The organism is Streptomyces ortus (genome assembly GCF_026341275.1).
GTDB classification, from domain to species: Bacteria; Actinomycetota; Actinomycetes; order Streptomycetales; family Streptomycetaceae; genus Streptomyces; species Streptomyces ortus.
In genome coordinates this window covers 7,412,863-7,437,842 of record NZ_JAIFZO010000002.1, presented here as the reverse complement: position 1 = coordinate 7,437,842, position 24,980 = coordinate 7,412,863, and the positions used below count along the sequence as shown (strand labels likewise).

Sequence of the window (24,980 nt, the reverse complement as noted above, 5' to 3'; positions counted from 1 at the left end):
GCGCTGCGTCAGCGGGGTGCGTCGCGCAGCACCGAACGCAGGAACTCCGCGCTGCTCCACACGTCGTCCACGGGCCCCTTGCCGACGGGCTCGTCGGTGAGGATGGTGTCCTGCTCCAGGACGTACCAGCCGTCGTAGCCGCGGGCCCCGAGGTGGCTCACGATGGCCCGGACGTCCACGTCACCGGCGCCCAGTGGCCGGTACATGCCGTCCCGGACGGCGTCCGTGTAGCTGAGGCGGCCCGACCGGACCTTGGCGGCGAGGGCGGCGTCCACGTCCTTCATATGGGTGTGGGCGATCCGCTCGGGGGCCTGCCGGGTCAGCTCGGCGGGGTCCGTACCGCCGATGAGCAGGTGGCCGGTGTCGAGGCAGAGCGAGATCGCGGAGTGCTCCAGCACCCGCTGGACCTCCTCGCCGTTCTCGACCATCGTGCCGACGTGCGGGTGCAGTACCGCCTGTACGCCCCGTTCGGCGGCCAGCGCGGTCAGCCGGTCCAGGTTGGACAGCAGCAGCTTCCAGCCGTCGGCGTCCAGCTGGGGCCTGGAGTCGTACCCGTCCTGTCCCGTGACGGCCGACAGGACGAGGACGTCGGCCCCGGACGCGGCATAGCTCTCCAGGAGCGTGTCGACCTCGGGCAGCGGATCGTGCCCGGGTACGTGCAGCAGCAGCGGGGTGAAGCCGCCGACCGCCTGCAGGTCGTGGTGGGCCAGGACCTGCGCCATCGCCGTCGGCTCGCCGGGCAGAAAGCCCTCGGGTCCGAACTCGGTGGCGGCCAGACCGACCTCGCGCATCTCCTTGAGCACGCGCTCGGGTGTCAACTGGTAGCCCCAGTCGGGGACTTCGCACACACCCCACGAGATGGGCGCACCGGCGATCCGGGGGATTCGAGTGTCCATGGCGCAACGTTATGTGCATCCCGGCGGAAAAATGAAGGGGTGGGTCCATCAAGCAGTGCCCCTCAAGTCCATCTTTTTCCCGTCATTCCCGAGCCGGTTCCGGCCCGCGCGGAAGAAATCGGCGGGACGGCTGTTGAAACGGAGGACGGGCCACGGCCCCTGCCCGCATTCCTTCCACCGGAGAAGTCATGGCACACCAGCAGGATCACCGGACGCGCTTCTCCGTCCTGGACCGCTCGCGCACCCGGGAGGGCCACGGCGCCCCCGAGGCGCTGCGCGACACCGTGCGGCTGGCGCGGGAGCTGGAAGGGCTCGGCTACCACCGGATCTGGGTCTCGGAACATCACGGCGTGCCGGGGGTGGCAGGGTCCGCGCCGACGGTCCTGGCCGCCGCGGTCGCCGCCGCCACCGACTCGATCCGGGTGGGCACGGGCGGGGTCATGCTGCCCAACCACCAGCCCCTGGTGGTGGCGGAACAGTTCGGCGTCCTGGAGTCCCTGTTCCCCGGCCGCATCGACATGGGACTCGGCCGTTCCGTGGGGTTCACGGACGGCGTGCGCAGGGCCCTGGGCCGGGACAAGGACGTGGCGGACGACTTCGCCCGGCAGCTCGACGAGCTGCTGGGCTGGTTCCGCGGCACGTCCCCGACCGGGGTGCGCGCACGCCCGGCCGAGGGCCTGACCGTGCCGCCGTTCGTGCTGGCCATGGGCGAGGGCGCGACGATCGCCGCCCGGGCCGGGCTGCCCATGGTGATCGGCGACCTCAGGAACCGCGAGAAGATGCGCCGGGGCATCGACCACTACCGCGAGACGTTCCGGCCCTCCGTGTGGGCGTCGGAGCCGTACGTCGTCATCTCCGGCACGGTCGCGGTCGCCCGGACCCCGGAGGAGGCGCGGCGCCTGCTGCTGCCGGAGGCCTGGTCGATGGCGTACTCGCGCACCCACGGTACGTTCCCGCCGCTGCCGTCCGCCGAACGGGTCGAGTCGCTGACGCCGACGATGACGGAGAAGGAGCGGGGCTTCTACGAGGCCGGTCTCGCCGGTCAGCTCGCCGGCACCGAGGAGCAGGTCGCCCATGAGCTGGCGACGATGATCAAGGAGACCTCGGCGGACGAGGTGCTGGTCACGACCAGTACGTACGACCGGGAGGGGCTGGTGGACTCGTTCCGGCGGCTGGCGCGGGTTGCGGGGCTCGGGCCCGGGTGAGTGGTCCACTGGCCCCCGGCACACCCTTCCTTCCGTTCCTTCCGTAGGAGTCACCCCATGCACAGCCCTCACGACCCGTACGTCCGTGTGCGGGGTGCCCGTGAGCACAATCTGCGGGGCGTCGACGTCGACATTCCGCGGGACGTGCTGGTGGTGTTCACGGGGGTGTCCGGGTCCGGGAAGTCGTCGCTCGCCTTCGGGACGATCTACGCGGAGGCCCAGCGGCGGTACTTCGAGTCGGTGGCCCCGTACGCGCGGCGGCTGATCCATCAGGTGGGGGCGCCGAAGGTCGGCGACATCAGTGGACTGCCGCCCGCGGTGTCGCTCCAGCAGCGGCGGTCGACGCCCACCTCACGCTCGTCGGTGGGTACGGTCACCAACCTCTCGAACTCGCTGCGGATGCTGTTCTCCCGCGCGGGCCACTATCCGCCGGGTGCCGAACGGCTCGACTCGGACTCCTTCTCGCCGAACACCGCCGCCGGGGCCTGCCCCGAGTGCCACGGGCTCGGGCAGGTGCACCGTACGACCGAGGAGCTGCTGGTCCCCGATCCGGCGCTGTCGATCCGCGAGGGCGCGATCGCCGCGTGGCCGGGCGCCTGGCAGGGCAAGAACCTCCGCGACGTCCTCGACGCGCTGGGCTACGACGTCGACCGGCCGTGGCGCGACCTGCCCGCCGAGCAGCGCGAGTGGATCCTCTTCACGGACGAGCAGCCGGTCGTGACGGTCCATCCGGTACGGGACGCCGGGCGCATCCAACGCCCTTACCAGGGCACGTACATGAGCGCACGACGCTATGTCCTGAAGACGTTCTCGGACTCCAGGAGCCAGACGCTGCGGGCCAAGGCGGAGCGGTTCCTCGCCGCGGCGCCCTGTCCGCTGTGCGGCGGCAGCCGGCTGCGGCCCGAGGCGCTCGCGGTGACCTTCGCGGGCCGGACCATCGCGGAACTGGCCGCGCTGCCGCTCGTCGAACTGGCCGACTCCCTCGCGGGCCACGGCGGTTCGGAGACCGCGCGCGTCCTCACGCAGGACCTGCTCGCCCGTATCTCCCCCGTCACCGAACTGGGCCTCGGCTATCTCAGCCTCGCCCGTGCCACCCCGACCCTGTCGGCGGGCGAGCTGCAACGGCTGCGCCTGGCCACGCAGTTGCGCTCCGGCCTCTTCGGAGTGGTGTACGTCCTGGACGAACCGTCCGCCGGACTGCACCCGGCGGACACCGAGGCCCTGCTCACGGTCCTGGCCCGGCTGAAGGCCGCCGGCAACTCGGTGTTCGTCGTGGAGCACAGCCTCGACGTCGTGCGCGGCGCCGACTGGCTCGTCGACGTGGGTCCGAAGGCGGGCGAGCACGGCGGACTGGTGCTGCACAGCGGACCGGTGGCAGATCTTGAGCGCGTCGCCGGATCCGCCACGGCCCGGTTCCTCTTCGACCGCTCCCCCGCCCCGGTACGCGACGTCCGGTCCGCACGGCGCTGGTTGAAGGTCGGTCCGGTGAACCGCCACAACCTGCGCGGCACGACCGCCGAGTTCCCGCTCGGCGTCCTCACGGCGGTCACCGGTGTCTCCGGGTCGGGCAAGTCCACGCTCGTCGGGGAGATCACCGGGGAACTGCCGGGCGTGGGGCGGCTGGTGAGCGTCGACCAGAAGCCCATCGGCCGTACGCCCCGCTCGAACCTGGCCACGTACACCGGTCTCTTCGACGTCGTGCGCAAGGTCTTCGCCGGGACGGCGGAGGCCGCCGATCGCGGGTACGGGGTCGGCCGGTTCTCGTTCAACGTCCCGGGCGGGCGCTGCGAGACCTGCCAGGGCGAGGGGTTCGTCAGCGTCGAGCTGCTCTTCCTGCCGAGCACCTACGCCCCGTGCCCGGACTGCGGCGGGGCCCGCTACAACCCCGAGACGCTCGAAGTGACGTACCGGGAGAGGAACATCGCGCAGGTCCTTGACCTGACGGTCGAGGCAGCCGCCGGCTTCTTCGCGGATACCCCGGCCGTGGCCCGCAGCCTCGCCACGCTCCTCGACGTCGGCCTCGGCTATCTGCGGCTCGGCCAGCCCGCGACCGAGCTGTCCGGCGGCGAGGCGCAGCGCATCAAACTGGCGAGCGAGCTCCAGCGCGTACGCCGGGGTCATACGCTCTACCTCCTCGACGAGCCGACGACCGGTCTGCACCCCGCCGATGTCGAGGTGCTGATGCGGCAGTTGCACGGCCTGGTCGACGGCGGTCACAGCGTCGTGGTCGTGGAGCACGACATGGCGGTCGTGGCGGGCGCCGACTGGGTGATCGACCTCGGCCCCGGCGGCGGCGAGGCGGGCGGACGGATCGTGGCGGCGGGACCTCCGGCGGAGGTCGCGCGGGCCACGGGGGGCGCCACGGCCGCCTACCTCGCGCGTGCGCTGCCCCGCGGCGGCACAGCCCCCGACGGGCTTGGCGCTCAGTCCCAGTAGGCCTCGCGCAGCCTGGACTTGGCCAGTTTGCCGGTGGGGGTACGCGGCAACGCGTCCGTGAAGTCCACGCTGCGGGGCGCCTTGTAGTGGGCGATGCGGTCGCGGACGAAGTCGAGCAGTTCGCGGGCGAGGCGCGGGCCGGGGGTCGCGTCGGGGGCGGGCTGGACGACGGCCTTGACCGCCTCGCCCATCTCCGGGTCCGGTACGCCGATGACCGCCACGTCGGCGACCTGGGGGTGGAGGGTGAGGCAGTCCTCGATCTCCTGCGGGTAGATGTTCACGCCGCCGGAGATGATGGTGAACGCCCTGCGGTCGGTCAGGAAGAGACAGCCGTCCTCGTCGACGTGCCCGATGTCCCCCGTGGTCGTCCAGTTGGGGTGGTCGGGATGCTGTGCCTGGCGGGTGCGGGCCTCGTCGTTGTGGTAGCGGAAGGGGAGTTCGTCGCGCTCGAAGTACACGGTCCCCGTCTCGCCGGCGGGCAGTACCTTGCCGTCGTCGTCGCAGATCCGCAGTTCGCCCAGGAAGCCGCCGCGGCCCACGGTGCCGGGCTTGCGCAGCCACTCCTCGGGGCCGACGAAGGTGATCCCGTTGGCCTCGGTCGCGGAGTAGTACTCGTACAGGACGGGCCCCCACCAGTCCATCATCCGGCGTTTGACCTCGACGGGGCAGGGCGCGGCGGCGTGGACGGCGACCCGCATCGACGACACGTCGTACGCGCCGCGCACCTCGTCCGGCAGCTTCAGCATCCGTACGAACATGGTGGGCACCCACTGGCTGTGCGTGACCCGGTGGTGCTCGATCGCCGCCAACGCGCGGCGCGGGTCGAAGGAGTCGAGGGAGTTCATGAGGACGACCGTGCCGCCCGTCGCGGTCACCACGAAGCTGAAACGCAGGGGCGCCGCGTGGTACAGCGGGGCCGGGCAGAGGTAGACGGTGTCCTCGCCGAAGCCGTACATGGGCTGGAAGAGCAGTTGGTACATGCTCGTCTCCTCGCGGACGTCCCCCTCGGGGAGCGTCGGCGCGATGCCCTTGGGCAGGCCTGTGGTGCCGGAGGAGTAGAGCATGTCGACGCCCCGGGGCTGGTGGGCCGGGGGTTCGGGTGAGGCGTCGGCGAGGGCACGCTCGTACGAGCCGTCGTCGAAGTTCAGATGCAGTGCCGTGTCCGGGGCCGACTCCCGGACAAGGCGGCCGAGTTCGGTGAGCGGCGCCGAGACGATGAGCGCCCTCGCCCCGCAGTCGCGGACGATGTAGGCGGCCTCGTCGGCGGTCAGGTGGTGGTTGACCACGGTCAGGTAGAGGCCGGAGCGGAGCGCGGCCCAGTAGACCTCCAGGACGCGCGGGTCGTTGTCGGCGAGGAGTGCCAGATGGTCGCCCGCGCGCAGCCCGGCGGACCGCAGATGGTCGGCGAGCCGCAGGGAGCGCTCCTCCAGTTGGCCGTAGGTGAGGGCACGGCCGCCCTCGGCGGTGACGACGGCCGTCCTGGCGGGGTCGTACGCTCCGGGGTACATGCGGGGACGGTACCCCGGAGTGGTGACGGTCCGTCAGAGGTGTGCGTGCGCTTCCGTGTTCGGTCGAGCGGCGCGGGTGTGCGGATGCACGGCAGGGATGGAGCGGGTGGGGGCCGGGTGGCCGGCGGCCAGGTGGGTGGTGGCCGTTTCGGCGGCCCGGGCCAGTGCCCGCCGGTCGGGGGCGGAGCCCGGCGGGAGCACCGGCCCGACCCGCACCTCGGCCACGAGGTGGCGGGCCGACACGACCCGCCACACCGAGGTGAGCAGCGAGTCACTGCCCACGAACGCGGGTGCGGTGCTCAGCGCGCCCCCGTCGCGCCGGTACCGCAGGCGCACCGGCTGGACGGCGGCGTCCGCGTCGAGGGCGGCCTGGAAGACGGCCCGGCGGAAGCTGCCCCGCGCCCGGCCGCACCAGGTGCTCCCCTCGGGGAAGACCGCCACCGCTCCGCCGTCGCGCAGGGACCGCGCGATGCTCCCGACCATCTCGGGCAGCGCGCGCAGTCGGTCGCGCTCGATGAACAGCGCGCCGCTGCTCGCGGTGAGCGCCCCGGCCAGGGGCCACCGCCGGATCTCCGCCTTGGCGAGCATCCGGGCGGGCCGGACGGCCGCGAGCAGCGGGATGTCGAGCCAGGAGATGTGGTTGGCCACCAGTAGCAGGCCGCCGGTGGGCGGGGCGGCGCCGGTGGTGCGCAGCCGCACGCCCGCGGCGCGCACGATCGTCCGGCACCACCATCTGATGAGCCGGTCGCGGGGGCCGGCGGGAACCCGCGCGACGACCGGGATCAGCGCGATTCCGGTGGCCACGACGACGAGCAGCGACACCACCCGCAGCACGGCACGCGGCCCGCCCCCGACCACCCGCCCGGACTCCACACAGGCCCCCGGCGTACAGGGGGCACTGGGCAGCCAGGCGCTCGCCGGAGCGCCGTCGGCGGGAGCGGCGCCCCCACGTACCCCGCCGACCGGGCGGAGGGTGGCGGGGCCGTAAGCGCTCACGCGGGCACGAGGGAGAGGAAGTGCCGCAGATAGCGCGGGTCGACCCGGCGCATCGACAGCAGCACGTACAGGTCGGCGACGCCGAAGTCCGGGTCGTGGGCCGGCTCCGCGCAGACCCAGGCGCCCAGGCGCAGATAGCCGCGCAGGAGTGGGGGCAGTTCGGCGCGGCCCGCCCGGGCGACGCCCTCGGGGTTCCAGGGCCGCAGCGGCCGTACGCGGTACTCCTCGGGCGCGAGGTGCTTGCCCCGCACCCGGTCCCAGGTGCCCGCCGCGAGGGCCCCGCCGTCGGCGAGCGGGAGGGAGCAGCAGCCCGCCAGCCACTCGTGGCCGCCGTCGACCATGTAACGGGCGATCCCGGCCCAGATCAGGCCGATGACGGCGCCGTCGCGGTGGTCGGGGTGGACGCAGGAGCGGCCGACCTCGACCAGACCGGGGCGGATCGCGGCCAGGGGGCCGAGGTCGAACTCGCTCTCCGAGTAGAGCCGTCCGGCGACCGCGGCACGCTCCGGCGGCAGCAGCCGGTAGGTTCCGACGGCCTGGCCGGTCGTGGTGTCGCGTACGAGCAGGTGGTCGCAGTACACGTCGAAGGCGTCGATGTCGAGCCCCGGCTGCGGGGTGGTGAGCAGGGCGCCCAGCTCGCCTGCGAAGACGTCGTGGCGCAGTCGCTGTGCGTCCCGGACGTCGGACTCGTCGCGGGCGAGGGTGACGGTGTAGCGGGCGGGTGCCGTCGGCGGCGGGGGGCTGTCGAGCGTGGAAACGCCGGTCATGGCTCTCTCCTGGTCACAGGCCGGATGCGGCGGAGCGGCGCGGCGGACCCGGGTGTGCGGGTCCGTGCGCTCCTGTTCTTCCGACACCGGCTGACCGCCGAGTAACCCGCGGAGAGAGCCCGAGTGTGAGCTTGCTGAATGCCAGGGGCGCCGCCCCCTGTCCCCCTTGGCGGCCCCTACCGCCTGGGGGCCTTCCTACTGGCCCGCAGCCACTCCTTGTTCATCCCGGTGATGGAGAACAGCGGGATTCCCTTGGGGCAGGCCGTCGCGCACTCCCCCGCGAGCGTGCACCCCCCGAACCCCTCCTGGTCCATCTGCGCGACCATGTCCAGCACCCGTGTCTCCCGCTCGGGAGCGCCCTGCGGCAGCACGTTCAGATGGTTCACCTTCGCCGAGGTGAACAGCATCGCGGCGCCGTTCGGGCAGGCCGCCACACACGCCCCGCACCCGATGCACTCGGCGTGCTCGAACGCGAAGTCGGCGTCCGGCTTGGGTACCGGTGTGGCGTGCGCCTCCGGCGCGGCACCGGTCGGCGCGGTCACGTACCCGCCGGCCTGGATGATCCGGTCGAACGCGGACCGGTCGACCACGAGGTCCTTGACGACCGGGAACGCGGAGGCGCGCCACGGCTCGATGTCGATCGTGTCCCCGTCGTGGAAGGACCGCATGTGCAGCTGGCAGGTGGTGGTGCGCTCGGGTCCGTGCGCGTCACCGTTGATGACGAGCGAGCAGGCGCCGCAGATGCCCTCGCGGCAGTCGTGGTCGAAGGCGACGGGATCCTCGCCGGCGAGGATGAGCTCCTCATTGAGGGTGTCGAGCATCTCCAGGAAGGACATGTCGGCCGAGATGCCGTCGACCTGGTAGGTGGACATCGCTCCGTCGGCGTCGGCGTTCCGCTGCCGCCAGACGCGCAGGGTGAGCTTCATGCGTAGCTCCGCTGGGTGGGGTGGACGTACTCGAAGACGAGGTCTTCCTTGTGCAGGACCGGGGCAGAGCCCGCACTTGTGAACTCCCAGGCGGCGGCGTAGGAGAACTCCTCGTCGCGGCGGGCCGCCTCGCCGTCGGGGGTCTGGGACTCCTCCCGGAAGTGCCCGCCGCAGGACTCCTCGCGGTGCAGCGCGTCCAGGCACATCAGCTCGGCCAGCTCCAGGTAGTCGACGATCCGGTTGGCCTTCTCCAGGGACTGGTTGAACTCCTCGCCGCGGCCCGGCACCTTGATCCGCCGCCAGAACTCCTCCCGGATCTGCGGGATGCGCTCAAGCGCCTTGCGCAGCCCCGTCTCGGTGCGCGCCATGCCGCAGAACTCCCACATCAGCTCGCCCAGTTCACGGTGGAAGGAGTCGGGGGTGCGGTCCCCGTCCACGGCCAGCAGCAGCCGCAGCCGGTCCTCGGTGTCGGCCAGCACCTCCTGCACGACCGGGTGTTCGTCGTCGACCGCCTCATGGTGCGGGTTGCGGGCGAGATAGTCGTTGATGGTCGACGGGAGGACGAAGTAGCCGTCGGCGAGCCCTTGCATCAGCGCGGACGCGCCCAGCCGGTTCGCCCCGTGGTCGGAGAAGTTGGCCTCGCCGACGGCGAACAGCCCGGGCACGGTGGTCTGCAGGTCGTAGTCGACCCACAGGCCGCCCATCGTGTAGTGCACGGCCGGATAGATCCGCATCGGCACGCTGTACGGATCCTCGGCGGTGATCCGGGCGTACATGTCGAAGAGGTTGCCGTACCTGGCCTCCACGGCCTTGCGCCCCATCCGCGCGATGGCGTCGGCGAAGTCGAGGTAGACGCCCTGCCCGCCGGGACCGACCCCGCGGCCCTCGTCGCACACGTTCTTGGCGGCCCGCGAGGCGATGTCGCGCGGTACGAGGTTGCCGAACGCCGGGTAGATGCGCTCCAGGTAGTAGTCGCGCTCGTGCTCGGGAATCTCGTTGGCCGGGCGGTCGTCACCCTTGGCCTTCGGCACCCAGATGCGCCCGTCGTTGCGCAGCGACTCGCTCATCAGGGTCAGCTTCGACTGATGGTCACCGGTGCGCGGGATGCAGGTGGGATGGATCTGCGTGAAGCACGGGTTGGCGAAGTACGCGCCGCGGCGGTGGGCCCGCCAGATCGCGGTGGCGTTGGAGTTCATGGCGTTGGTCGACAGGTAGAAGACGTTGCCGTAGCCGCCGGTGGCGAGGACGACGGCGTCCGCGTAGTACGTGTCGATGCTGCCGGTGATCAGATCGCGGGCCACGATGCCGCGGGCCCGGCCGTCGACCACGATGACGTCGAGCATCTCGGTGCGCGGGTGCATCTCGACGTTCCCGGCCGCGATCTGCCTGCTGAGGGCCTGGTAGGCGCCGAGGAGCAGCTGCTGTCCCGTCTGCCCGCGGGCGTAGAACGTCCGGGACACCTGCACCCCGCCGAACGACCGGGTGTCCAGCAGTCCGCCGTACTCCCGCGCGAACGGCACGCCCTGGGCGACGCACTGGTCGATGATCTCCACCGAGATCTGCGCGAGGCGGTGCACGTTCGACTCCCGGGCGCGGAAGTCACCGCCCTTGACGGTGTCGTAGAACAGCCGGTGCACCGAGTCGCCGTCGTTGCGGTAGTTCTTCGCGGCGTTGATCCCGCCCTGCGCGGCGATCGAGTGGGCCCGGCGCGGCGAGTCCTGGTAGCAGAACTGCACGACGTGGTAGCCCTGTTCGGCGAGCGTGGCGCCGGCCGCGCCGCCGGCGAGCCCGGTACCGACGACGATCACGGTGTGCTTGCGGCGGTTGGCGGGGTTCACCAGCTTGGCCTCGAAGCGGCGGGTGTCCCAGCGCTGGTTCACCGGCCCTTTCGGCGCCTTGGTGTCGACGACGGGGTCCCCGGTCGTGTACTCGGCGAACGTCCGGTACGCGGCGGATCCGGAGTTCATGTCGGCTTCAGGGGTCATGTCAGCTCACCACTCCGGTCATCACGCCCACGGGTACGGCGACGAAGCCCGCCGTGAGCACCACGGCGAGCACGTCGGCGATGGTCTTGAAGGCTCGGTCGCGGGTACGGCTGCCCACGCCCAGGGTCTGTGCGGCGCTCCAGAAGCCGTGCCGGACGTGCAGGCCGAGCGCGAGGACGGCGACGATGTAGATGACGTTGCCGTACCAGGTGGAGAAGGTGTCGATCACGTTCTGGTACGGGTGTCCGTGCTGGAAGCCGTTCGCGTGCACGGTGCCGGTGGTCAGGTCCAGGATGTGCCAGACGATGAACAGGCCGAGGATGATCCCGCCCCAGCGCATGGTGCGGGTGGCGTAACTGGCCCGGGGCTTCTTGTGCGCGTACTTGGTGGGGCGCGCGCGGATGTCGCGGCGGCTGAGCTGGTACGCGGACACGGCGTGCGCGACGACGGCGACGACCAGGACGACGCGGACGATCCACAGGGCCCACTCGTAGTGCAGGAAGGGCTCGCCGAGGGTGCGCAGCCAGTGGGCGTAGTGGTCGAACTCGCCCTCCCCGAAGAAGATCTTGAGGTTGCCGAGCATGTGGACGGCCAGGTACCCCAGCATGATCAGGCCGCTGACGGCCATCACGGTCTTCTTGCCGACGGACGAGTCCCACATGGTGCGCGTCATGGACGGTTTTCGTTCCGTCCGCGTTGCCAGAGCCATGTGATCGACGTTACGGCCGGGGTGATCGATCGGTCCAAGACATGGTCCGGCTCGTTTCCATAGACTGCGCCTATCGTGGACGTACGATGGGGGCATGCAGTTCCAGCAGCTCCAGTACTTCGTGGCCGTCGCCGAGACCCGGCACTTCACCCGGGCCGCCGACGTGGTGCATGTGGCCCAGCCGTCGCTCTCCCAGCAGATCAAGGCGCTGGAGCGGGAGTTGGGGGCCGATCTCTTCCTGCGGGCGCGGGGGAACATCACGCTCACGGACGCCGGGGAGGCGCTGCTGCCGCTGGCCCGGCGCATCCTGGCGGACGCGGAGACTGCTCGGCACGAGGTGCAGGAGCTGGCGCAGCTGCGCAGCGGGCGGGTGCGGCTGGGGGCGACGCCGAGTCTGTGCACGGGGCTGCTGCCGGACGTGCTGCGCGCCTTCCACGACCGCTATCCCGGGATCAGGCTGCTGATCGAGGAGGGGGGCTCGCACGACCTCGTACGGGAGCTGGCGCGCGGGGCGCTGGACCTGGCCCTCGTCGTCCTCCCTCTCCCCACCCCCTCACCGGCGCTGACCACGGTGGAGGTGTTGCGGGAGGACCTGGTGGTGGTGTCCTCGCCCGACGCGCCGGCGCCGGGGGGCGGGCGGCGGGCCGTCGGGGTCCCCGACCTGGAGGGGGAACGGCTGGTGATGTTCCGGCACGGGTACGACCTGCGGGAGCTGACCGTCGCCGCGTGCCGCTCCGCGGGGTTCGACCCGGATTTCGCGGTGGAGGGCGGGGAGATGGACGCGGTGCTGGGGTTTGTGCGGGCGGGGCTGGGGGTGGCCGTGGTGCCGCGGATGGTGGCGGTGCGGTCGGGGGCGGGGTTGCGGGTGACGCCGCTGGCGCGGCCCGGGCTGGCCCGGACGATCGCGCTGGCCCACCGCAGTGACGTGGCGCCGCCGCGGGCGGCACGAGAACTGCAGCGGATGCTGCTGGAACGGTGAACGGTGAACGGGGATTCGGCGGGGGCGCGCGCACCGCATTGCGCCGTTCCCCGCGCCCCCGAGCAGGTGGAGGCACGTTTCAAAGGTGCAGCCGCACCACGGCTGAGCGCGCAGTTCCCCGCGCCCCTGGGTGGGAAAGGGTGCCCCGCGCTGTCAAGTCGGGCGTGCTGTGGCTGAGTGCGCCGTTCCCCGCGCCCCTGAAGGGGCGCCCCTTCAGGGGCGCGGGGAACTGCGCGGCCCACCACAGCGCACCCGCACCTGCCGACAGCCCGTCACCATCACCACCCAGGGGCGCGGGGAACTGCGCGCTCAGCCACGACGTGCCCGCACGTTCCAATCGGCCTGCCCCTTCCCCCCCCAGGGGCGCGGGGAACTGCGCAACAGGCGGGGGGCCGTGGTCAGCCTGTGGCGTCGATCAGGGCCAGGTCGTGGAGGCGGTCCGGTGGGCCGGGGCGGGCGTAGTACCAGCCCTGTGCCGTGTCACAGCCGAGCAGCCGCAACTGCTCCGCCTGCGCCCCCGTCTCCACCCCCTCCACCGTGACCGCGAGGTCCAGGCTGTGGGCCAGCGACACGATCCCCTCGACGATCTTGAGGTCGACCGGGTCGGCGGGGAACTGCTGCATGCCCTGCGTGAAGGACCGGTCGAGCTTCAGGATGCTCACCGGCAGCCGCCGCAGATTGGCCAGGTTCGAGTACCCCGTACCGAAGTCGTCGAGCGCGATGTCGACACCCATCTCGGCCAGCCGCCGCAACGGCTTCAGCAAGTCGTCGTCCGCCCCGATCAGCGCGGACTCGGTGACCTCCAGGCACAGCGAGTCCGGTTCGAGACCGACCCGCTCCAGGATGTCCACCGTGTCGGAGACGAGCCCCGGATGGGTCAGCTGGCACGGCGACAGATTGACGTTGATCCGCAGCGGCCCGGCGCCGGAGTGACGTTCCTGCCACTCCCGCGCCTGCCGCACCGACTGCTCCAGGACCCACCGGCCCAGCGGCACGATCAGCCCGGTGTGCTCGGCGAGCGGGATGAACCGGTCGGGCCCGAGCACGCCGTGCTGCGGATGCAGCCACCGCACCAGCGCCTCGGCCCCGTGCACACTGCCGTCCCCGAGATGCACGAGCGGCTGGTACTCGATGAAGAACTCGCCCCGGTCCAGCGCCGCCGGCAGCGCCGTGGTGAGCCCGTGCCGGGTGATCGCGCGGGCGTCCGCCTCCGCGTCGGCCAGCTCGTAGCGGTTGCCGCCCGCCGACTTGGCCCGGTACATCGTGATGTCCGCGCTGCGCAGCACCTCCGCCGGGCCGCGCTCCCCCGCCGGCCCCTCGACGATGCCGATGCTGCCGCGCACGGTGAGTTCACGGCCGTCGATGCGCACCGGCGTGATCAGCGCGTTCATGATGCGGTCGGCGAGCGCGTCGACCTCGCTCTCGGTGTCGGGCCCGGTGGTCAGCGCCACGAACTCGTCGCCGCCGAGCCGGGCCACCATCTCGCCGGGCGCGGTCGCGCAGGACTGCAGCCGGTCGGCGACCTCGACGAGCAGCCGGTCGCCCGCCGCGTGCCCGAGGCTGTCGTTGATGGTCTTGAAGCCGTCGAGGTCGAGGTAGCAGAGCCCGAAGCGCTGGCCGTCGCCCGCCGCGAGGGCCTTGTCGAGCCGTTCGAAGAACAGCGTGCGGTTGGGCAGCCCGGTGAGCGCGTCGTGCGTGGCCTCGTACCGCAGCCGGAGGTTGAGCAGCCTGCGCTCGGTGGTGTCCTCCATGAGGGCGAGCTGGTACTGCGGCCGGCCGTCCGCGTCACGCAGCAGCGAGACGGTGAGGTTGGTCCACAGGACCGTTCCGTCGGGCCGGTAGAAGGCCTTCTCGACGTGGTAGTGCTCGCGGTCGCCGCGCACCAGCTCCTCGTAGAGCCGCCAGACCTGGGCACCGTCCTCGGGGTGGGTCCACTCCATGACGTTGCGTCCGCGCATCAGCTGCTCGGTCCCGCCGAACATCCGCAGCAGGGCGTTGTTCACCTGCAGGATGTTGCCGTCGAGGTCCGCGACGCCGATGCCTATGGCCGCGCCCTCGAAGACCGCGCGGAAGCGCGCCTCGGTCGCGTGCAGCGCGTCCGCGACGATGCCCTGGGCCTGGAGGGCGGCGCGTGCGATGGTCTCCTGCTCGGCCAGCGTCCGCTCGCGCAGCGCCCGCGCGAATCCGGCCGCCATGGCGTGCTGCAGTCGCGCGGAGCGGGCGCGCAGGGCGTCCTGCGCGCCGTCCCCGCCGCAGTAGAGGACCAGATAGGCGTCGACGCAGTCGAGGGTGGCGCTGAGCGCTTCGGGCTCCGTGCAGTGCGCCCCGATGAGGGCCGCTCCGACGGCCTGTCCCTCGGCCGCCTCGAACGTCCTGGCCCGCAGCGCCTCGCTGAGCCGCCTGGCGAGCGGCACGAGACGCTGCTCGAACTCCGGGCGGGTCAGCGACGTGGCGGTCACCGGGAAGACGGCCCGGCTCCAGATCGTCGCGAACCTGCGCAGTCTGTCCTCCGGCCCGTCCGGCTCCGCGGTCACGCCGTGCGCCCCACGCCCGCGAAACCCGAGTAGGAATATGGATCCTCGTCCTCGGACGCCGGGTCGGGCCGCCAGTTCGGCATCGGCACCAGTCCGGGTTCCACCATGTCGTACCCCTCGAAGAACCGCGCGATGTCCTCGCGCGAGCGCATGATCAGCGGGTTTCGGATGTCCCTGTAGACGTCGACGGCGCCCCCGGCCCGCTCCGGGGGGAGCGGGATTCCCTCGTAGGAGGCGTGCGTGACGACGAGCAGGCTGCCGGGCGCGAGGGCGTCCCTCAGCTCGGCCACGGCATCGTACGGGTCGTCCTCGTCCTCCACGAAGTGCAGTATGGCAACGAGAAGGAGCGCGACTGGCCGATTCAGATCTATCAGGCGCCGCAGACGCGGACTCGCCAGGATCTCGCGGGGCTTGCGGAGGTCGGCGGTGATGACGTCCGCGTCCTCGTTTCCGGCCAGGACGGCCTCGCTGTGCGCGACGGCCACCGGATCGTGGTCGACGTAGACGACGCGGGCGCCGGGACGGGCGCTCTGGGCCACCTCGTGGACGTTGCCGAAGGTGGGGATGCCGGAGCCGATGTCCAGGAACTGGTCGATACCCCCGGCGGCCGCGAAACGCACCGCGCGGCGCAGGAACGCCCGGTTCGCCTGCATGACCTTGGGCAGTCCCGGCATGAACTCCATGGCCCTGCGCGCGGCTTCCCTGTCGACCTCGAAGTTGTGCGATCCGCCCAGGTAGTAGTCGTAGATGCGGCTCACACTGGGCACCGAGATGTCGATGCCGCGCGGGGCCCAGGCGGGACGGTCCATCTATGTCTCCAAGGCGTAGACGATCCGGTGTTCGAGCTGAGGCTACTGATCGTCCGCCAATGGAGCGAGTGGAAACGGAAATTGACCGTCCGTTCAAGGCCACTGCCTCGGGCACGTGCCGAAGGGAAGGCCCAGTGAAATCACCCCGAAGCATTCCAAAGAGATCGGCGGACCCGCGCGTTCGGATGTGAAAAAACCGTTTCGCTCCCTCCGTTCGGTACGGAGGGAGCGAAACGGTGATGCTGCCCGTGTGACGCGATTCCCGTCGGCGCGATTCCCACCGCCGCGACGACCGCGGTGCGGCTACTTCGGCTTGCCGAGCGGCTTGCCCTCGGGGGAGATGGCGTACCAGGTGCCGCCGACGCCCTGTCCGTTGGTGTCGCCGGGCTTCTTGTCACCCGCGAAGGTGTAGAGCGGCCAGCAGTCGATGCTCTGCTGCTTGAGCCCGTCCGGACGGTTGTTGATGACGTAGCCGCGCTTGCCGTCGTTCTTGTTGTCGATGCCCTTGGTGTCGGCCGCGTCCACGGGCTCGACGACCGGCCACTTCTCCAGGCAGGCGCCGATGCAGTTCGACTTCATCGGCCACGGGACGTCCTTCTCGAACCGGTAGACCGTCATACCGTTCTTGTCGATGACGACCTCGCCGAGCTCCGGGTCGTTACGCGTCGACAGACCGGGCAGGTCGGCGGCCTCCGCCGTGCCGCCCCCGCCGCCGGCGGACGCCTTCTTGCCCGTGGGGGCCGAGGCGTACCAGGTGCCGCCCACACCCTGGCCCTTGACGTCACCGGCCTTGGTGTCCTTCGCGAACCGGTACTGCGGCCAGCCGTCGATGGTCAGCTGCTTCGTACCGTCGGGACGGGTGACCTCGCCCAGCAGAGCCTTGTCGATACCCACCGGGGCCGCGGCACCCGAGGACGGGACCGGGGGCCAGGCCGTGGCGCAGTCGCCCTCACAGGTCGACTTCGGCGGCTCCGCCGTGTCCTTGTCGAAGCGGTACAGCGTCATGCCCGCGCTGTCCGTGACCACCTCGCCGAGCTTGTCGGTGTCCGAAACGGCAAGCTGACCGGCGCTCTGGGCGACGGCGCCCTGCCCGTCCGCGGCGGCGGCGCCCGTCTCGGTCGCCGACGCTCCCGCCGAACCGTAGCCGCCCGCCGCGGGCGCCGCGCCCACGTTCTGGCTGCCGGTGGAATCGTCCGCCTTTTCCTGACCGCACGCCGTCGTCAGCACCAGCACTGCCGCAGCTGACGCTACGAGTGAGGCGCTCCGCCAGGAGGTCTTCATTGGTAACTCCCGCTGTTTGCATAGGTGTTGCGGCACTGCTCAGCACCGCGTATGGCCCTAGGTACGGGCGGGGGTGCGGTGAGTGTTCAAAGTGGGCGCACATTTCTTTCTGATAACGCCCGGGAGTCGGGTGCCACACGGGTCCCGGAACGTCTCCGGTGCCATTCGGAAACGGTCCGAGGCCCCTTTGTCCCTCCTTCGAGGCAATTAGGGCGCCAGTACCGCATATACGGGTCCACGGGGGCCGATGATCGCGATCGTGCCTGGACCAAAAAGAACCAAGCGGCCGCTACGACTCGTTCTCGGCATACGGCTGGTGGCGCTGCTCACCCTGACGTGGGTCGCGGGCGGCGCACCGGCCCCCGCGACCGCCGACGCCTGCGCGTACGCCTCCTCGGGCCCCGGCGGACCTCGGCGGTGTCGGTCGCGGGCACCTGCCCGACCCCGACGCCACCCCCGCCGCCCCCGCCCTCGACCCCGTGTCCGACGACCCCTGCGCCCAGCCCGCCGCCGAAACCCCCTCCCCCGCCGAAACCGCCGCCGAAGCCGACGCCCGCCCCGACACCACCGCCGAAATCCCCGGCCCCGCCCCCGCCGCGACCCGCGCCCGCCGCACCGGTCGTCGTACCGCCCGCTCCCGTGCCGTCCCGGCCGGCCCCCGCCACGCCACGCCCGGCGCCTCCGTCGCCACGCCCGACACCGCCCCCCAGCGCGCGGCCCGGCCCCTCGGCGACCCCGGTGAGCTATCCGCCGTACCGCGTCAGGGCGCGCAAGGCCCCGCCGCGCGGCGGCCCGTCCCTGGTGTCACTCACCCTGCTCATCACCGCGCCCGCCGTGCTCGCCGCCGCCGCGCTGCGCCCGCGCTGACCCGCGACCGCACTGACCCCTGGAGGAATCCTTGTCGGAATGGCTTGTTCTCGCCCTCGCGATGGCCGCCGCGGCCGTCGTCGTCCTCGTCGTCACCTTCGTACGGCACCGCACCGTTTCCGAGGACGACGATCCGTCCGACACCCCGGACGTCATCGAGTACATGACGATGATGATCGGCGTGGTGTACGCCATCGTGCTCGGCCTCGCCATCGCCGGGGTCTGGGAGGCGCGGGGCGTCGCCGAGGACCACGTACAGACGGAGGCGCAGGCACTGCACGAGATCAACGAGCGGGTGCGCGTCTATCCGCCGGACGTCCGCGACCGCATCCGCGCGGACGTCGACGCCTATGTCGATCACGTCGTCACCACCGAGTGGAAGACCATGTCCGAGCACGGCCACGTCACCGGGCGGGGGACCGAACTGCTGAACCGGGTCCGCCAGGACGTCACCGACTACGAGCCGAGGACGGACTTCGAGGCCCAGGCCTACCAGCCGCTGCTCGACCAGGTGACCGCGGCGGACACCGCGCGCACCGCCCGCGCCGATTCGACGGCGCCGACCATGCCGGGCGTCGTGTGGTTCGGGCTGATCACCGGGGCCGTGGTGACGGTCGGGCTGATCTTCGCCCTGCAGATCCGCCGTACGCCGCGCGAGGTGATCCTGGCGGGCCTGTTCGCCTCGCTGATCGCCTTCCTGCTCTTCCTGATCTGGGACTTCGACGCGCCCTACAGCCGCGGGATCACGGCGACCGCCGACCCGTTCCTCGCGCACTTCCCGGGCGCCGGGAAGTGACCTCGCGCGACGGCCGCGACTGAGAGACCCGCACCGGGCGCCCGTCCCCGCGCCGGGGCGGGCGCCACGCCGTGTCCGTCCCCCCGGTGCGGGTACGGGTTCCCCGGTTCGGCCCACACGATTGCCCCATTCGCGCGACTGCGATCGCGCCCGCGCCCGCACCTTCCTAGCGTTTCGGTCATCGAGGTGCATGTACGGCGCAGCGGAAACGGTCCGCGGGCTGCTCCTCGGGACCCGGAGGACTCACCATGCGCGCGATACGCGTCGCCTCGGCCGCACTGCTGGGCATGACCGCACTGACCCTCGCCATGCCCGTCGCCGTCGCCGAGGGCGACGGGGACCATGAGCCGGACCGCAACATCACCTCGTTCGGCTTCGACGTCTCGCCGTCGACGATCGCCGCGGGCGGCCGGGTGTCGCTGTCGGTCGACGGCTGCGAGAAGGAGGCGAAGGTCAGTTCCGGCGTCTTCGACACGGTGTCGATCCACAAGGGCCAGTCCCGTGCCTCGGCCACCGTCGACTGGGACGCCAAGCCGGGCGCGGTGTACGAGGTGACGTTCCAGTGCGGGCACGAATCCGGCCACACGGACCTCACCATCGCGGGCGGACGCCCGGACGACCCGACGCATCCCCCCGCCCACCGGGGCGTCAAGGCGGGCGTCGGCGGCACCGCGGGCGGCTTCGACCTCGGCCAGATCGGCATCGGGGCCGCGCTCATCGCCGGCTCGGTCGGCGCGGCGTACCACTGGTCGCGCCGGCGCACCGCCGAACAGGACGGCTGACGCACCGGACGGCCCTTCGCCCCGGAACCTCTGCGGGTCCGGGGCGAAGGGCCGTTCATGTGCGTGCCGGTCTCCGAGGGGAGGAGTCCGGCCGGTGGGGGCCGCGGTTCAGATCCTGCTCTCGGCGCGGCGGCGCATCCAGAAGACCCCGCCGCCGACGAGCGCGAGGCCGACCAGCGTGCCGCCGATCGCCATGTCGGTCGGTGTGGCGCCGTCGGAGCTGCTGCCGCCGAGACCACCGCGGACACCGCCGATGACGGTGAACGCGGCGGACTTCGTCAGCGCGGGCTTGCCCTCGCAGTGGACCCTGATGTCGTACGCGCCCGGGGTCGCCGAGCTGTTGACGGTCGCCGTTCCCTTCGACGTCTCGCTGTGGTTCCTGATCGGCGAGAGATCGGCCTGCGAGAAGGCCCTGGACGTCATGGTCCCGCCCTGCGGGCACCCGTCGACGGTCACGGTCAGTTGTCCGCCCCGGGCGATGGCGCTGGGCATGGCGACGATATTGCTGGAGCTGTCCCAGGCGACGGCCTGGGTGGCGGTGAGTCCGAGGGCGGCGACCGCTGTCGCAGAGACCGCCAGGGCACGTGTGCTGAGCATGTGTTCCTCCGCGGAAGGCGCCCCGGGGAACGTCCCCGGGTCGATCGGCGAGAGAACGCCTCCCAGACAGACACTCAGTTGTCGTGCACAGGGCCGCATTTCGGGAATGGTCCGTCCTGGTGAGAGGACACGCCGCGGAAAAGGAACACAATTGGATATTGCCGCAGGTCACGGACCGTCAGAAATTTCCTCGCGACCGCGACTCGGATGGCGCACGGCGGTCCTGTCCACCACCCGTTCGCCTTTCTCCCGTCGCCCCGTTCGCGGGCTGCGTCTAGCGTTCTGGTATGCGCTACGGACGTGGGCGACGGCCGCGTCGAGAGGGGTTTGCGAATGTCCGTGTCCGAACTGGCCGAAGAGGAGGAGCGCCCGAGGAAGCGCGCTCCCTGGGGTGTCATAGCGCTTGTTCTGCTGACCGGCCTCGCCCTGATTCGCAATGGCTCGGGAGAGTTCGACGTGGGGCCGCCGCAGCCCGCGACGGCCGCCGCCGCGGACAGTGCCGGTACGGCCAGGTCGCGGCCGGGCACCCCGGCTCCGCTGCCGTTCTCCGTGGCGGACCGCGTCAGGATTCCGGCGATCCAGGTCGACGCCCCCACGGTGCCGGTGGGTCTCGACATGGACGGCTGGGTGGACGCGCCACCGCCGGAGGACCCGAACCTCGCGGGGTGGTTCTCGGGTGCGGTCTCCCCCGGCGAGAAGGGCACGGCCGTCGTCGTGGGCCATGTCGACAACCGGCAGGGGCCCGCCGTCTTCTACGGTCTCGGGGCGCTGAAAAAGGGAAACCGCGTGGAGGTCAGGCGCAGGGACGGAAAGACCGCCGTATTCGAGATCTACGGTATCGAGGTCTTCGAGAAGAACAATTTCCCCGGCGACCGCGTCTACGGGAACACCGGTAATCCGGAATTGCGTGTCATCACCTGCGGAGGCGGTTTCTCCAAGCAGAACGGCTACGACGGGAACGTCGTCGCGTTCGCCCGCCTGGTCGAGGTCCGCTGACCGCCGCCCGGCCGGGTGGGCGAAGAGCCCGCCCGGCCGGTGCCCGTCCCAGGCCCTAAGCGAGCTGCCGCCGGGGCACGGTGAGGTGGTACCCCGAGTCCAGCAGCCGCGGGAGGTAGTCGCGCAGCGCCCGCACGCTCTGTGAGCGGTTGCCGCCCGCGTCGTGCCCGAGGACCACGACGCCCGCCCCCGCCCCCTTCATGACCCGGCGCTCGATGGTCCTGGCGCCCGGTGTGGTCCAGTCGAGGGTGTCGACGGTCCAGGCGAGCGGCTCCATGCCGAGGTCGGCGCCGATCTCGAAGACGGCGCGGTTCCAGGCCCCGTACGGCGCGCGGAACCAGCCGGGCCGCTCGCCGTACGCCTCCTCGATGACCTCGCAGGTGCGTTCCATCTGGGAGCGGATCGCGGATCTGCCGAGCCGGGTCAGGAGCGGGTGGGACCAGGTGTGGTTGCCCACGATGTGCCCCTCGTCCGACATCCGGCGCAGCAGGTCCTTGTTGTCGGCGGCCATCTCGCCGCACACGAAGAACATGGCGCGCACGTCGTGGGCCTTGAGGGTGCGCAGGATGCCGGGGGTCCAGCGGGGGTCGGGGCCGTCGTCGAAGCTCAGCACCATGCTGTGCTCCCGGTCCGACATCCGCAGGAACGGCTCGTGCCGTACGAGGGTGCGGGCGGGGGTGCCGCGGGCCGGTCCGTATCCGGCGATGGGCTGGAGCCGGTAGGCGGAGGGTTTGCGGACCGCTCTGTTCGCCTGGGCCCCGGCGGCGGGCTCGGCCGGCGCGGCGGAGGACCGGGCCGGTGGGTCCGCCCCGGCGCCGAGCAGCTGTACCGCGCCGGCCGCGCCCGCCGCTCCGAGGGCGGCGGCACCGGCGAGCAAGGTCCGGCGTCTTGAGAGGAACTGATCCTTATTCATGACTGATCACTCGCCCGGAGGTGGTGTTCCCGAGCACCCGGCCACCGGTGCGGTCGTATGAAAACACCCGTTGGGAGCATCCGGCGGGCGGTCCGACACCGGCGGGCGGGGGTCCCGGGCGGCGGCCGGCCGCGCCTGTTCCGATAGCCTCGGGCCGTGACGGAACACCACTCCCACCAGTTCGAACGTGGCACTGACGGGCCCAAGGTCATCCTGGCCGGCGTCGACGGCTCCGAGTCCTCGCTGCGGGCGGCCTCCTACGCCGCGGGGCTGGCGCGGCGGCAGCGGGCTCTGCTCACGCTGGTGTACGTACAGCCGGTGATGGCGGGAGGCGCGGCGCTCGGGGTACCGGTCGCCGAGACGACCGACCAGATCGCCGAGGAGCTGGTCCGGGACATCCAGGAAGCGGCCGAGCAGGTCAAGGGCATATTCGATGTGCGCTGGGAGTTCCACACCTTCCGCGGCGACCCGTACAACGGGCTCGTCTCGGCGGCCGAGCAGCTGAAGGCGGACGCCGTCGTGGTGGGCGCGTCGGAGCAGGCGGGTCACCGGATCGTCGGTTCCGTCGCGATCCGGCTGGTGAAGGCGGGCCGCTGGCCGGTGACGGTGGTGCCGTAGACCGGTGGCGGTGTGCGCGGGCCAGCGGCCGGCGTGCCGTGGCCCGGTGGCGGTCGCGGTGCAGACCGGTGGTGGTCGTGGCGTGAGGCCGCACCGTCGAGGACGGGACACATCCGGAGGCGGAGCCTTCCGTCCCGGTTGACCGTTCGTCGTACCATTCGCCGACGGGTTCGACCGTCTGCCGACGCACCGTGTCCTGGCCCTGTCCCGGCGCGACGCCCTGCGCTGGCATACGGCCATGACGGCCGCCATCACCATGACCAGCAGGACGACCGCCGAGCACGAGCTGGCCGAATTGCAGCGGGAGCACGGAGCACCGCTCTACGCCCTGATGCTCAGGCTCTCCGACGGAGACCGCCAGCGCGCCGAGGATCTGGTGCAGGAGACGTTCGTCCGCGCCTGGCAGCATCCCGAGGCGCTGCGCGCCGACCACTTCGATTCCGTTCGGCCCTGGCTGCTGACCGTGGGGCGGCGCCTGGCCATCGACGCGCGGCGGGCCCGGCAGGCACGGCCCGCGGAGGTCGGGGACGCCGTGCTGGAGAGCGCGCGGGTCGCGGCGGATCACGCGGAGCGCTCCGTGGCGACCCTCGATGTACGGGAGGCTGTGAAGACTCTCACTCCCGAACACCGTGAAGTCCTGGTGCAGGTGTATTTCCGCGGGGCCAGCGTGGCGGAGGCCGCCGCCGCCCTGGGTATTCCGGCCGGTACCGTGAAATCCCGCGCGTACTACGCGCTGCGCGCCCTGCGCCGGGTTCTTCCGGGATATGCGGCCGACCTGCGGTGAAACCGCGGGTTGGGTCAAGCCTCCGTAAAGCGCCTTGCTGAGGATCATGGTTGAGCAATCAGCTGTCCTCATCCGTGTTCCCCGATGGGGCCCGGGTTCGGGCGACGCGCACGCACCGGAGGAAGGCAGGAAGGGATGCTGCACAGAGGTCAAGAGAGCACGGACGGCACGGGCGGCGGTGAACTCACCGTCCCCATGGCGTGGTTGTACGCGGAGTACATCGCCGACGAACTGCTGCGGACCGGCGACCTGATGCCGCCCACGTCCTTCGAGTTCAGAGCCGGGCGCGACGCGCTGGCCCTGACCATCTTCCTGTCCGACACCAGTGGCGAGCTCTCCGGCATCCGGGTGGTGACCCAGCTGGAGACCTGGCTGTCGCTGACGGCGTACGACCAGCCGTGGCAGGACTGGGTGGGCGAGCGCATGGCGGGACTCGCGGCCGAGGCCGCCGAGGCGGGCTGTCCGTCCCCCGACCTGGATCTGGCGATCGCCGCCTGGCGCTGGCTGGAGGAGACCGAGCTGCTCGCGCCCGACCTGGACGCCGTACCGGGCGGCGGCCCCGTCATCGGCGAGGACGACGGTCCCAAGGTCTGGACCCCGGCCTGGCGGCTGGGGCTGCCGCTCGGACATCTGGCGATCCATCTTTTCTGATTTTCCTACTGATCCGAGATCCAATCCCAGGACCAACCACACGACCACCCCCGACCGATTCCCCGACCGACCCCCTGGCCGATCCCCCGACGGAGCCCCCGGCCGGCTCCCCCGACCAGTTTTTCTCGAACCTCGACCAATCCGCGGGCCCGACCGCTCCGAATCTCCAGGTTGCATTCCGGACGGGGCTTGAGTGATTCGGCGGTCCCCTGCGTACCGGTGGGCAAGTAGCTACTCCCCGCACACCCCCACCCATCGGCACGGCATGAGGATTTGGTATGAGGTCGCTGGAACGCCACCGCGACGTCGGCGCATACGCGCTAGGCGTGCTGGACGAGGCGGATGCCTTCCGCTTCGAGGACCACCTCATGGAGTGTCCCCAGTGTGCGGTTCAGATACATGAACTGTCCGCGACGACACGGTCGTTGCGGGCGTACGCGGAAGCGACGCCACGCTCGGTGAACCCCATGACCCAGGCGGGGCCGGGCCTGTTGGACCGGCTCCTGGACGATGTCGTCACGGCGCGCAGGAGCGGGCGCAGGCGCTGGCTCTTCGCCGTCGCCGCGGCCGTGGTGTTCGCCGTCGGCGGGCCCGCGGTCGCGGTCTTCAGCGGGGACGAGGACTCCGGCGGCAGGACGGTCGCCGCGACCGATCCGGGGACCGGCGTATGGGCCGAGGTCACCACCCAGGACCGGGCCTACGGCAGCGAGGTGGACGCGAGGATCAAGAACGCCTCCGCCGAGCAGCACTGCGAACTCGTCGCCGTCGGTCTCGACGACTCGGAGCAGGTCATCCTGAGCTGGACCGTGCCCAAGGGGGCCTCGGCGCCCTCCGACGGCATGCGGGGCGCCGCCGCGATGCACGCCGCGGACATCGCCCGGTACGTGGTGCGCACGACGGACGGAAAGCATCTCGTGACGATCGAGGCACCCTGAGCGCCGGCCG

The 24,980-nt window shown here is 71.5% G+C and carries 23 protein-coding genes; 11 read left to right on the top strand and 12 right to left on the bottom strand.

The window, feature by feature from the left end:
- Positions 1–8 precede the first annotated feature (8 nt).
- Positions 9–896, bottom strand: coding sequence for a sugar phosphate isomerase/epimerase family protein (locus tag K3769_RS35505; RefSeq protein ID WP_267030328.1), 888 nt, complete (start codon positions 894–896; stop codon positions 9–11).
- A 188-nt stretch (positions 897–1,084) separates the two neighbouring features.
- On the opposite strand from K3769_RS35505, the gene K3769_RS35500 reads away from it, so the two are divergent.
- Together K3769_RS35500 and K3769_RS35495 are read left to right on the top strand one after the other, a co-directional pair.
- A complete protein-coding gene (locus tag K3769_RS35500) occupies positions 1,085–2,101 on the top strand; it encodes an LLM class flavin-dependent oxidoreductase (protein ID WP_267030327.1) in 1,017 nt (338 codons plus the stop codon).
- Between the two features lie 57 nt (positions 2,102–2,158).
- Positions 2,159–4,537: an excinuclease ABC subunit UvrA gene (locus K3769_RS35495; protein WP_267030326.1), complete on the top strand. Its 2,379-nt coding sequence runs from the start codon at positions 2,159–2,161 to the stop codon at positions 4,535–4,537.
- On the opposite strand, the gene K3769_RS35490 is transcribed toward K3769_RS35495, so the two are convergent.
- The 6 genes from K3769_RS35490 to K3769_RS35465 form a co-directional block, all read right to left on the bottom strand.
- On the bottom strand, positions 4,525–6,045 hold the full coding sequence (locus K3769_RS35490) for an acyl-CoA synthetase (RefSeq protein WP_267030325.1): 1,521 nt from the start codon (positions 6,043–6,045) through the stop codon (positions 4,525–4,527). The two genes, K3769_RS35495 and K3769_RS35490, sit on opposite strands and share 13 nt — an antisense overlap.
- A 33-nt stretch (positions 6,046–6,078) precedes the next feature.
- Positions 6,079–6,951, bottom strand: a complete 873-nt coding sequence (locus K3769_RS35485) for a lysophospholipid acyltransferase family protein (RefSeq protein WP_267031681.1) — start codon at positions 6,949–6,951, stop codon at positions 6,079–6,081.
- Positions 6,952–7,037: 86 nt separating this feature from the next.
- Positions 7,038–7,808, bottom strand: a complete 771-nt coding sequence (locus tag K3769_RS35480) for a GNAT family N-acetyltransferase (protein ID WP_267030324.1) — start codon at positions 7,806–7,808, stop codon at positions 7,038–7,040.
- Between the two features lie 176 nt (positions 7,809–7,984).
- The gene (locus K3769_RS35475; RefSeq protein WP_267030323.1) at positions 7,985–8,734 is read right to left on the bottom strand and encodes a succinate dehydrogenase/fumarate reductase iron-sulfur subunit; all 750 of its coding nucleotides are present in this window, start codon (positions 8,732–8,734) and stop codon (positions 7,985–7,987) included.
- Positions 8,731–10,719, bottom strand: coding sequence for a fumarate reductase/succinate dehydrogenase flavoprotein subunit (locus tag K3769_RS35470; protein WP_267030322.1), 1,989 nt, complete (start codon positions 10,717–10,719; stop codon positions 8,731–8,733). Before K3769_RS35470 ends, K3769_RS35475 begins: the two co-directional genes overlap by 4 nt.
- A gap of 1 nt (position 10,720) precedes the next feature.
- Positions 10,721–11,428 (bottom strand): succinate dehydrogenase, encoded by a 708-nt coding sequence (locus K3769_RS35465; RefSeq protein WP_267030321.1) that lies wholly within the window; start codon positions 11,426–11,428, stop codon positions 10,721–10,723.
- Between the two features lie 94 nt (positions 11,429–11,522).
- Here K3769_RS35465 and K3769_RS35460 point away from each other — a divergent pair, with 94 nt between their 5' ends.
- Positions 11,523–12,407, top strand: coding sequence for a LysR family transcriptional regulator (locus tag K3769_RS35460; protein ID WP_267030320.1), 885 nt, complete (start codon positions 11,523–11,525; stop codon positions 12,405–12,407).
- A 398-nt stretch (positions 12,408–12,805) separates the two neighbouring features.
- Here K3769_RS35460 and K3769_RS35455 read toward each other — a convergent pair whose 3' ends face one another.
- The 3 genes from K3769_RS35455 to K3769_RS35445 all read right to left on the bottom strand — a co-directional run bounded on the left by K3769_RS35455 (position 12,806) and on the right by K3769_RS35445 (position 17,031).
- The gene (locus tag K3769_RS35455; RefSeq protein ID WP_267030319.1) at positions 12,806–14,941 is read right to left on the bottom strand and encodes a putative bifunctional diguanylate cyclase/phosphodiesterase; all 2,136 of its coding nucleotides are present in this window, start codon (positions 14,939–14,941) and stop codon (positions 12,806–12,808) included.
- Positions 14,938–15,750 carry an SAM-dependent methyltransferase gene (locus K3769_RS35450; protein WP_267030318.1) on the bottom strand — a complete coding sequence of 271 codons (813 nt, stop codon included), beginning with the start codon at positions 15,748–15,750 and terminating at the stop codon, positions 14,938–14,940. The genes K3769_RS35455 and K3769_RS35450 overlap by 4 nt, the downstream gene beginning before the upstream one ends.
- Positions 15,751–16,053: 303 nt before the next feature.
- On the bottom strand, positions 16,054–17,031 hold the full coding sequence (locus K3769_RS35445; RefSeq protein ID WP_267030317.1) for an SCO0930 family lipoprotein: 978 nt from the start codon (positions 17,029–17,031) through the stop codon (positions 16,054–16,056).
- 738 nt (positions 17,032–17,769) lie between these two features.
- Between K3769_RS35445 and K3769_RS35440 the strand changes: the two genes are divergently transcribed.
- The 3 genes from K3769_RS35440 to K3769_RS35430 all read left to right on the top strand — a co-directional run bounded on the left by K3769_RS35440 (position 17,770) and on the right by K3769_RS35430 (position 19,476).
- On the top strand, positions 17,770–17,898 hold the full coding sequence (locus K3769_RS35440; protein ID WP_267030316.1) for a hypothetical protein: 129 nt from the start codon (positions 17,770–17,772) through the stop codon (positions 17,896–17,898).
- 31 nt (positions 17,899–17,929) lie between these two features.
- Positions 17,930–18,694: a bestrophin-like domain gene (locus tag K3769_RS35435; protein WP_267030315.1), complete on the top strand. Its 765-nt coding sequence runs from the start codon at positions 17,930–17,932 to the stop codon at positions 18,692–18,694.
- A gap of 248 nt (positions 18,695–18,942) precedes the next feature.
- Positions 18,943–19,476: a hypothetical protein gene (locus tag K3769_RS35430; protein ID WP_267030314.1), complete on the top strand. Its 534-nt coding sequence runs from the start codon at positions 18,943–18,945 to the stop codon at positions 19,474–19,476.
- Positions 19,477–19,584: 108 nt separating this feature from the next.
- Here K3769_RS35430 and K3769_RS35425 read toward each other — a convergent pair whose 3' ends face one another.
- Positions 19,585–20,073: a hypothetical protein gene (locus K3769_RS35425; RefSeq protein WP_267030313.1), complete on the bottom strand. Its 489-nt coding sequence runs from the start codon at positions 20,071–20,073 to the stop codon at positions 19,585–19,587.
- A gap of 333 nt (positions 20,074–20,406) precedes the next feature.
- Between K3769_RS35425 and K3769_RS35420 the strand changes: the two genes are divergently transcribed.
- A complete protein-coding gene (locus tag K3769_RS35420; protein ID WP_267030312.1) occupies positions 20,407–21,069 on the top strand; it encodes a class F sortase in 663 nt (220 codons plus the stop codon).
- A 55-nt stretch (positions 21,070–21,124) separates the two neighbouring features.
- On the opposite strand, the gene K3769_RS35415 is transcribed toward K3769_RS35420, so the two are convergent.
- Positions 21,125–21,982 carry a polysaccharide deacetylase family protein gene (locus K3769_RS35415; protein WP_267030311.1) on the bottom strand — a complete coding sequence of 286 codons (858 nt, stop codon included), beginning with the start codon at positions 21,980–21,982 and terminating at the stop codon, positions 21,125–21,127.
- 156 nt (positions 21,983–22,138) lie between these two features.
- On the opposite strand from K3769_RS35415, the gene K3769_RS35410 reads away from it, so the two are divergent.
- The 4 genes from K3769_RS35410 to K3769_RS35395 all read left to right on the top strand — a co-directional run bounded on the left by K3769_RS35410 (position 22,139) and on the right by K3769_RS35395 (position 24,970).
- The gene (locus tag K3769_RS35410; protein ID WP_267030310.1) at positions 22,139–22,600 is read left to right on the top strand and encodes a universal stress protein; all 462 of its coding nucleotides are present in this window, start codon (positions 22,139–22,141) and stop codon (positions 22,598–22,600) included.
- 238 nt (positions 22,601–22,838) lie between these two features.
- Positions 22,839–23,384 carry a sigma-70 family RNA polymerase sigma factor gene (locus K3769_RS35405; RefSeq protein ID WP_267030309.1) on the top strand — a complete coding sequence of 182 codons (546 nt, stop codon included), beginning with the start codon at positions 22,839–22,841 and terminating at the stop codon, positions 23,382–23,384.
- Between the two features lie 135 nt (positions 23,385–23,519).
- Positions 23,520–24,035: a hypothetical protein gene (locus K3769_RS35400; RefSeq protein ID WP_267030308.1), complete on the top strand. Its 516-nt coding sequence runs from the start codon at positions 23,520–23,522 to the stop codon at positions 24,033–24,035.
- Positions 24,036–24,313: 278 nt separating this feature from the next.
- The gene (locus K3769_RS35395) at positions 24,314–24,970 is read left to right on the top strand and encodes an anti-sigma factor family protein (RefSeq protein WP_267030307.1); all 657 of its coding nucleotides are present in this window, start codon (positions 24,314–24,316) and stop codon (positions 24,968–24,970) included.
- The last annotated feature ends 10 nt before the right edge of the window (positions 24,971–24,980 follow it).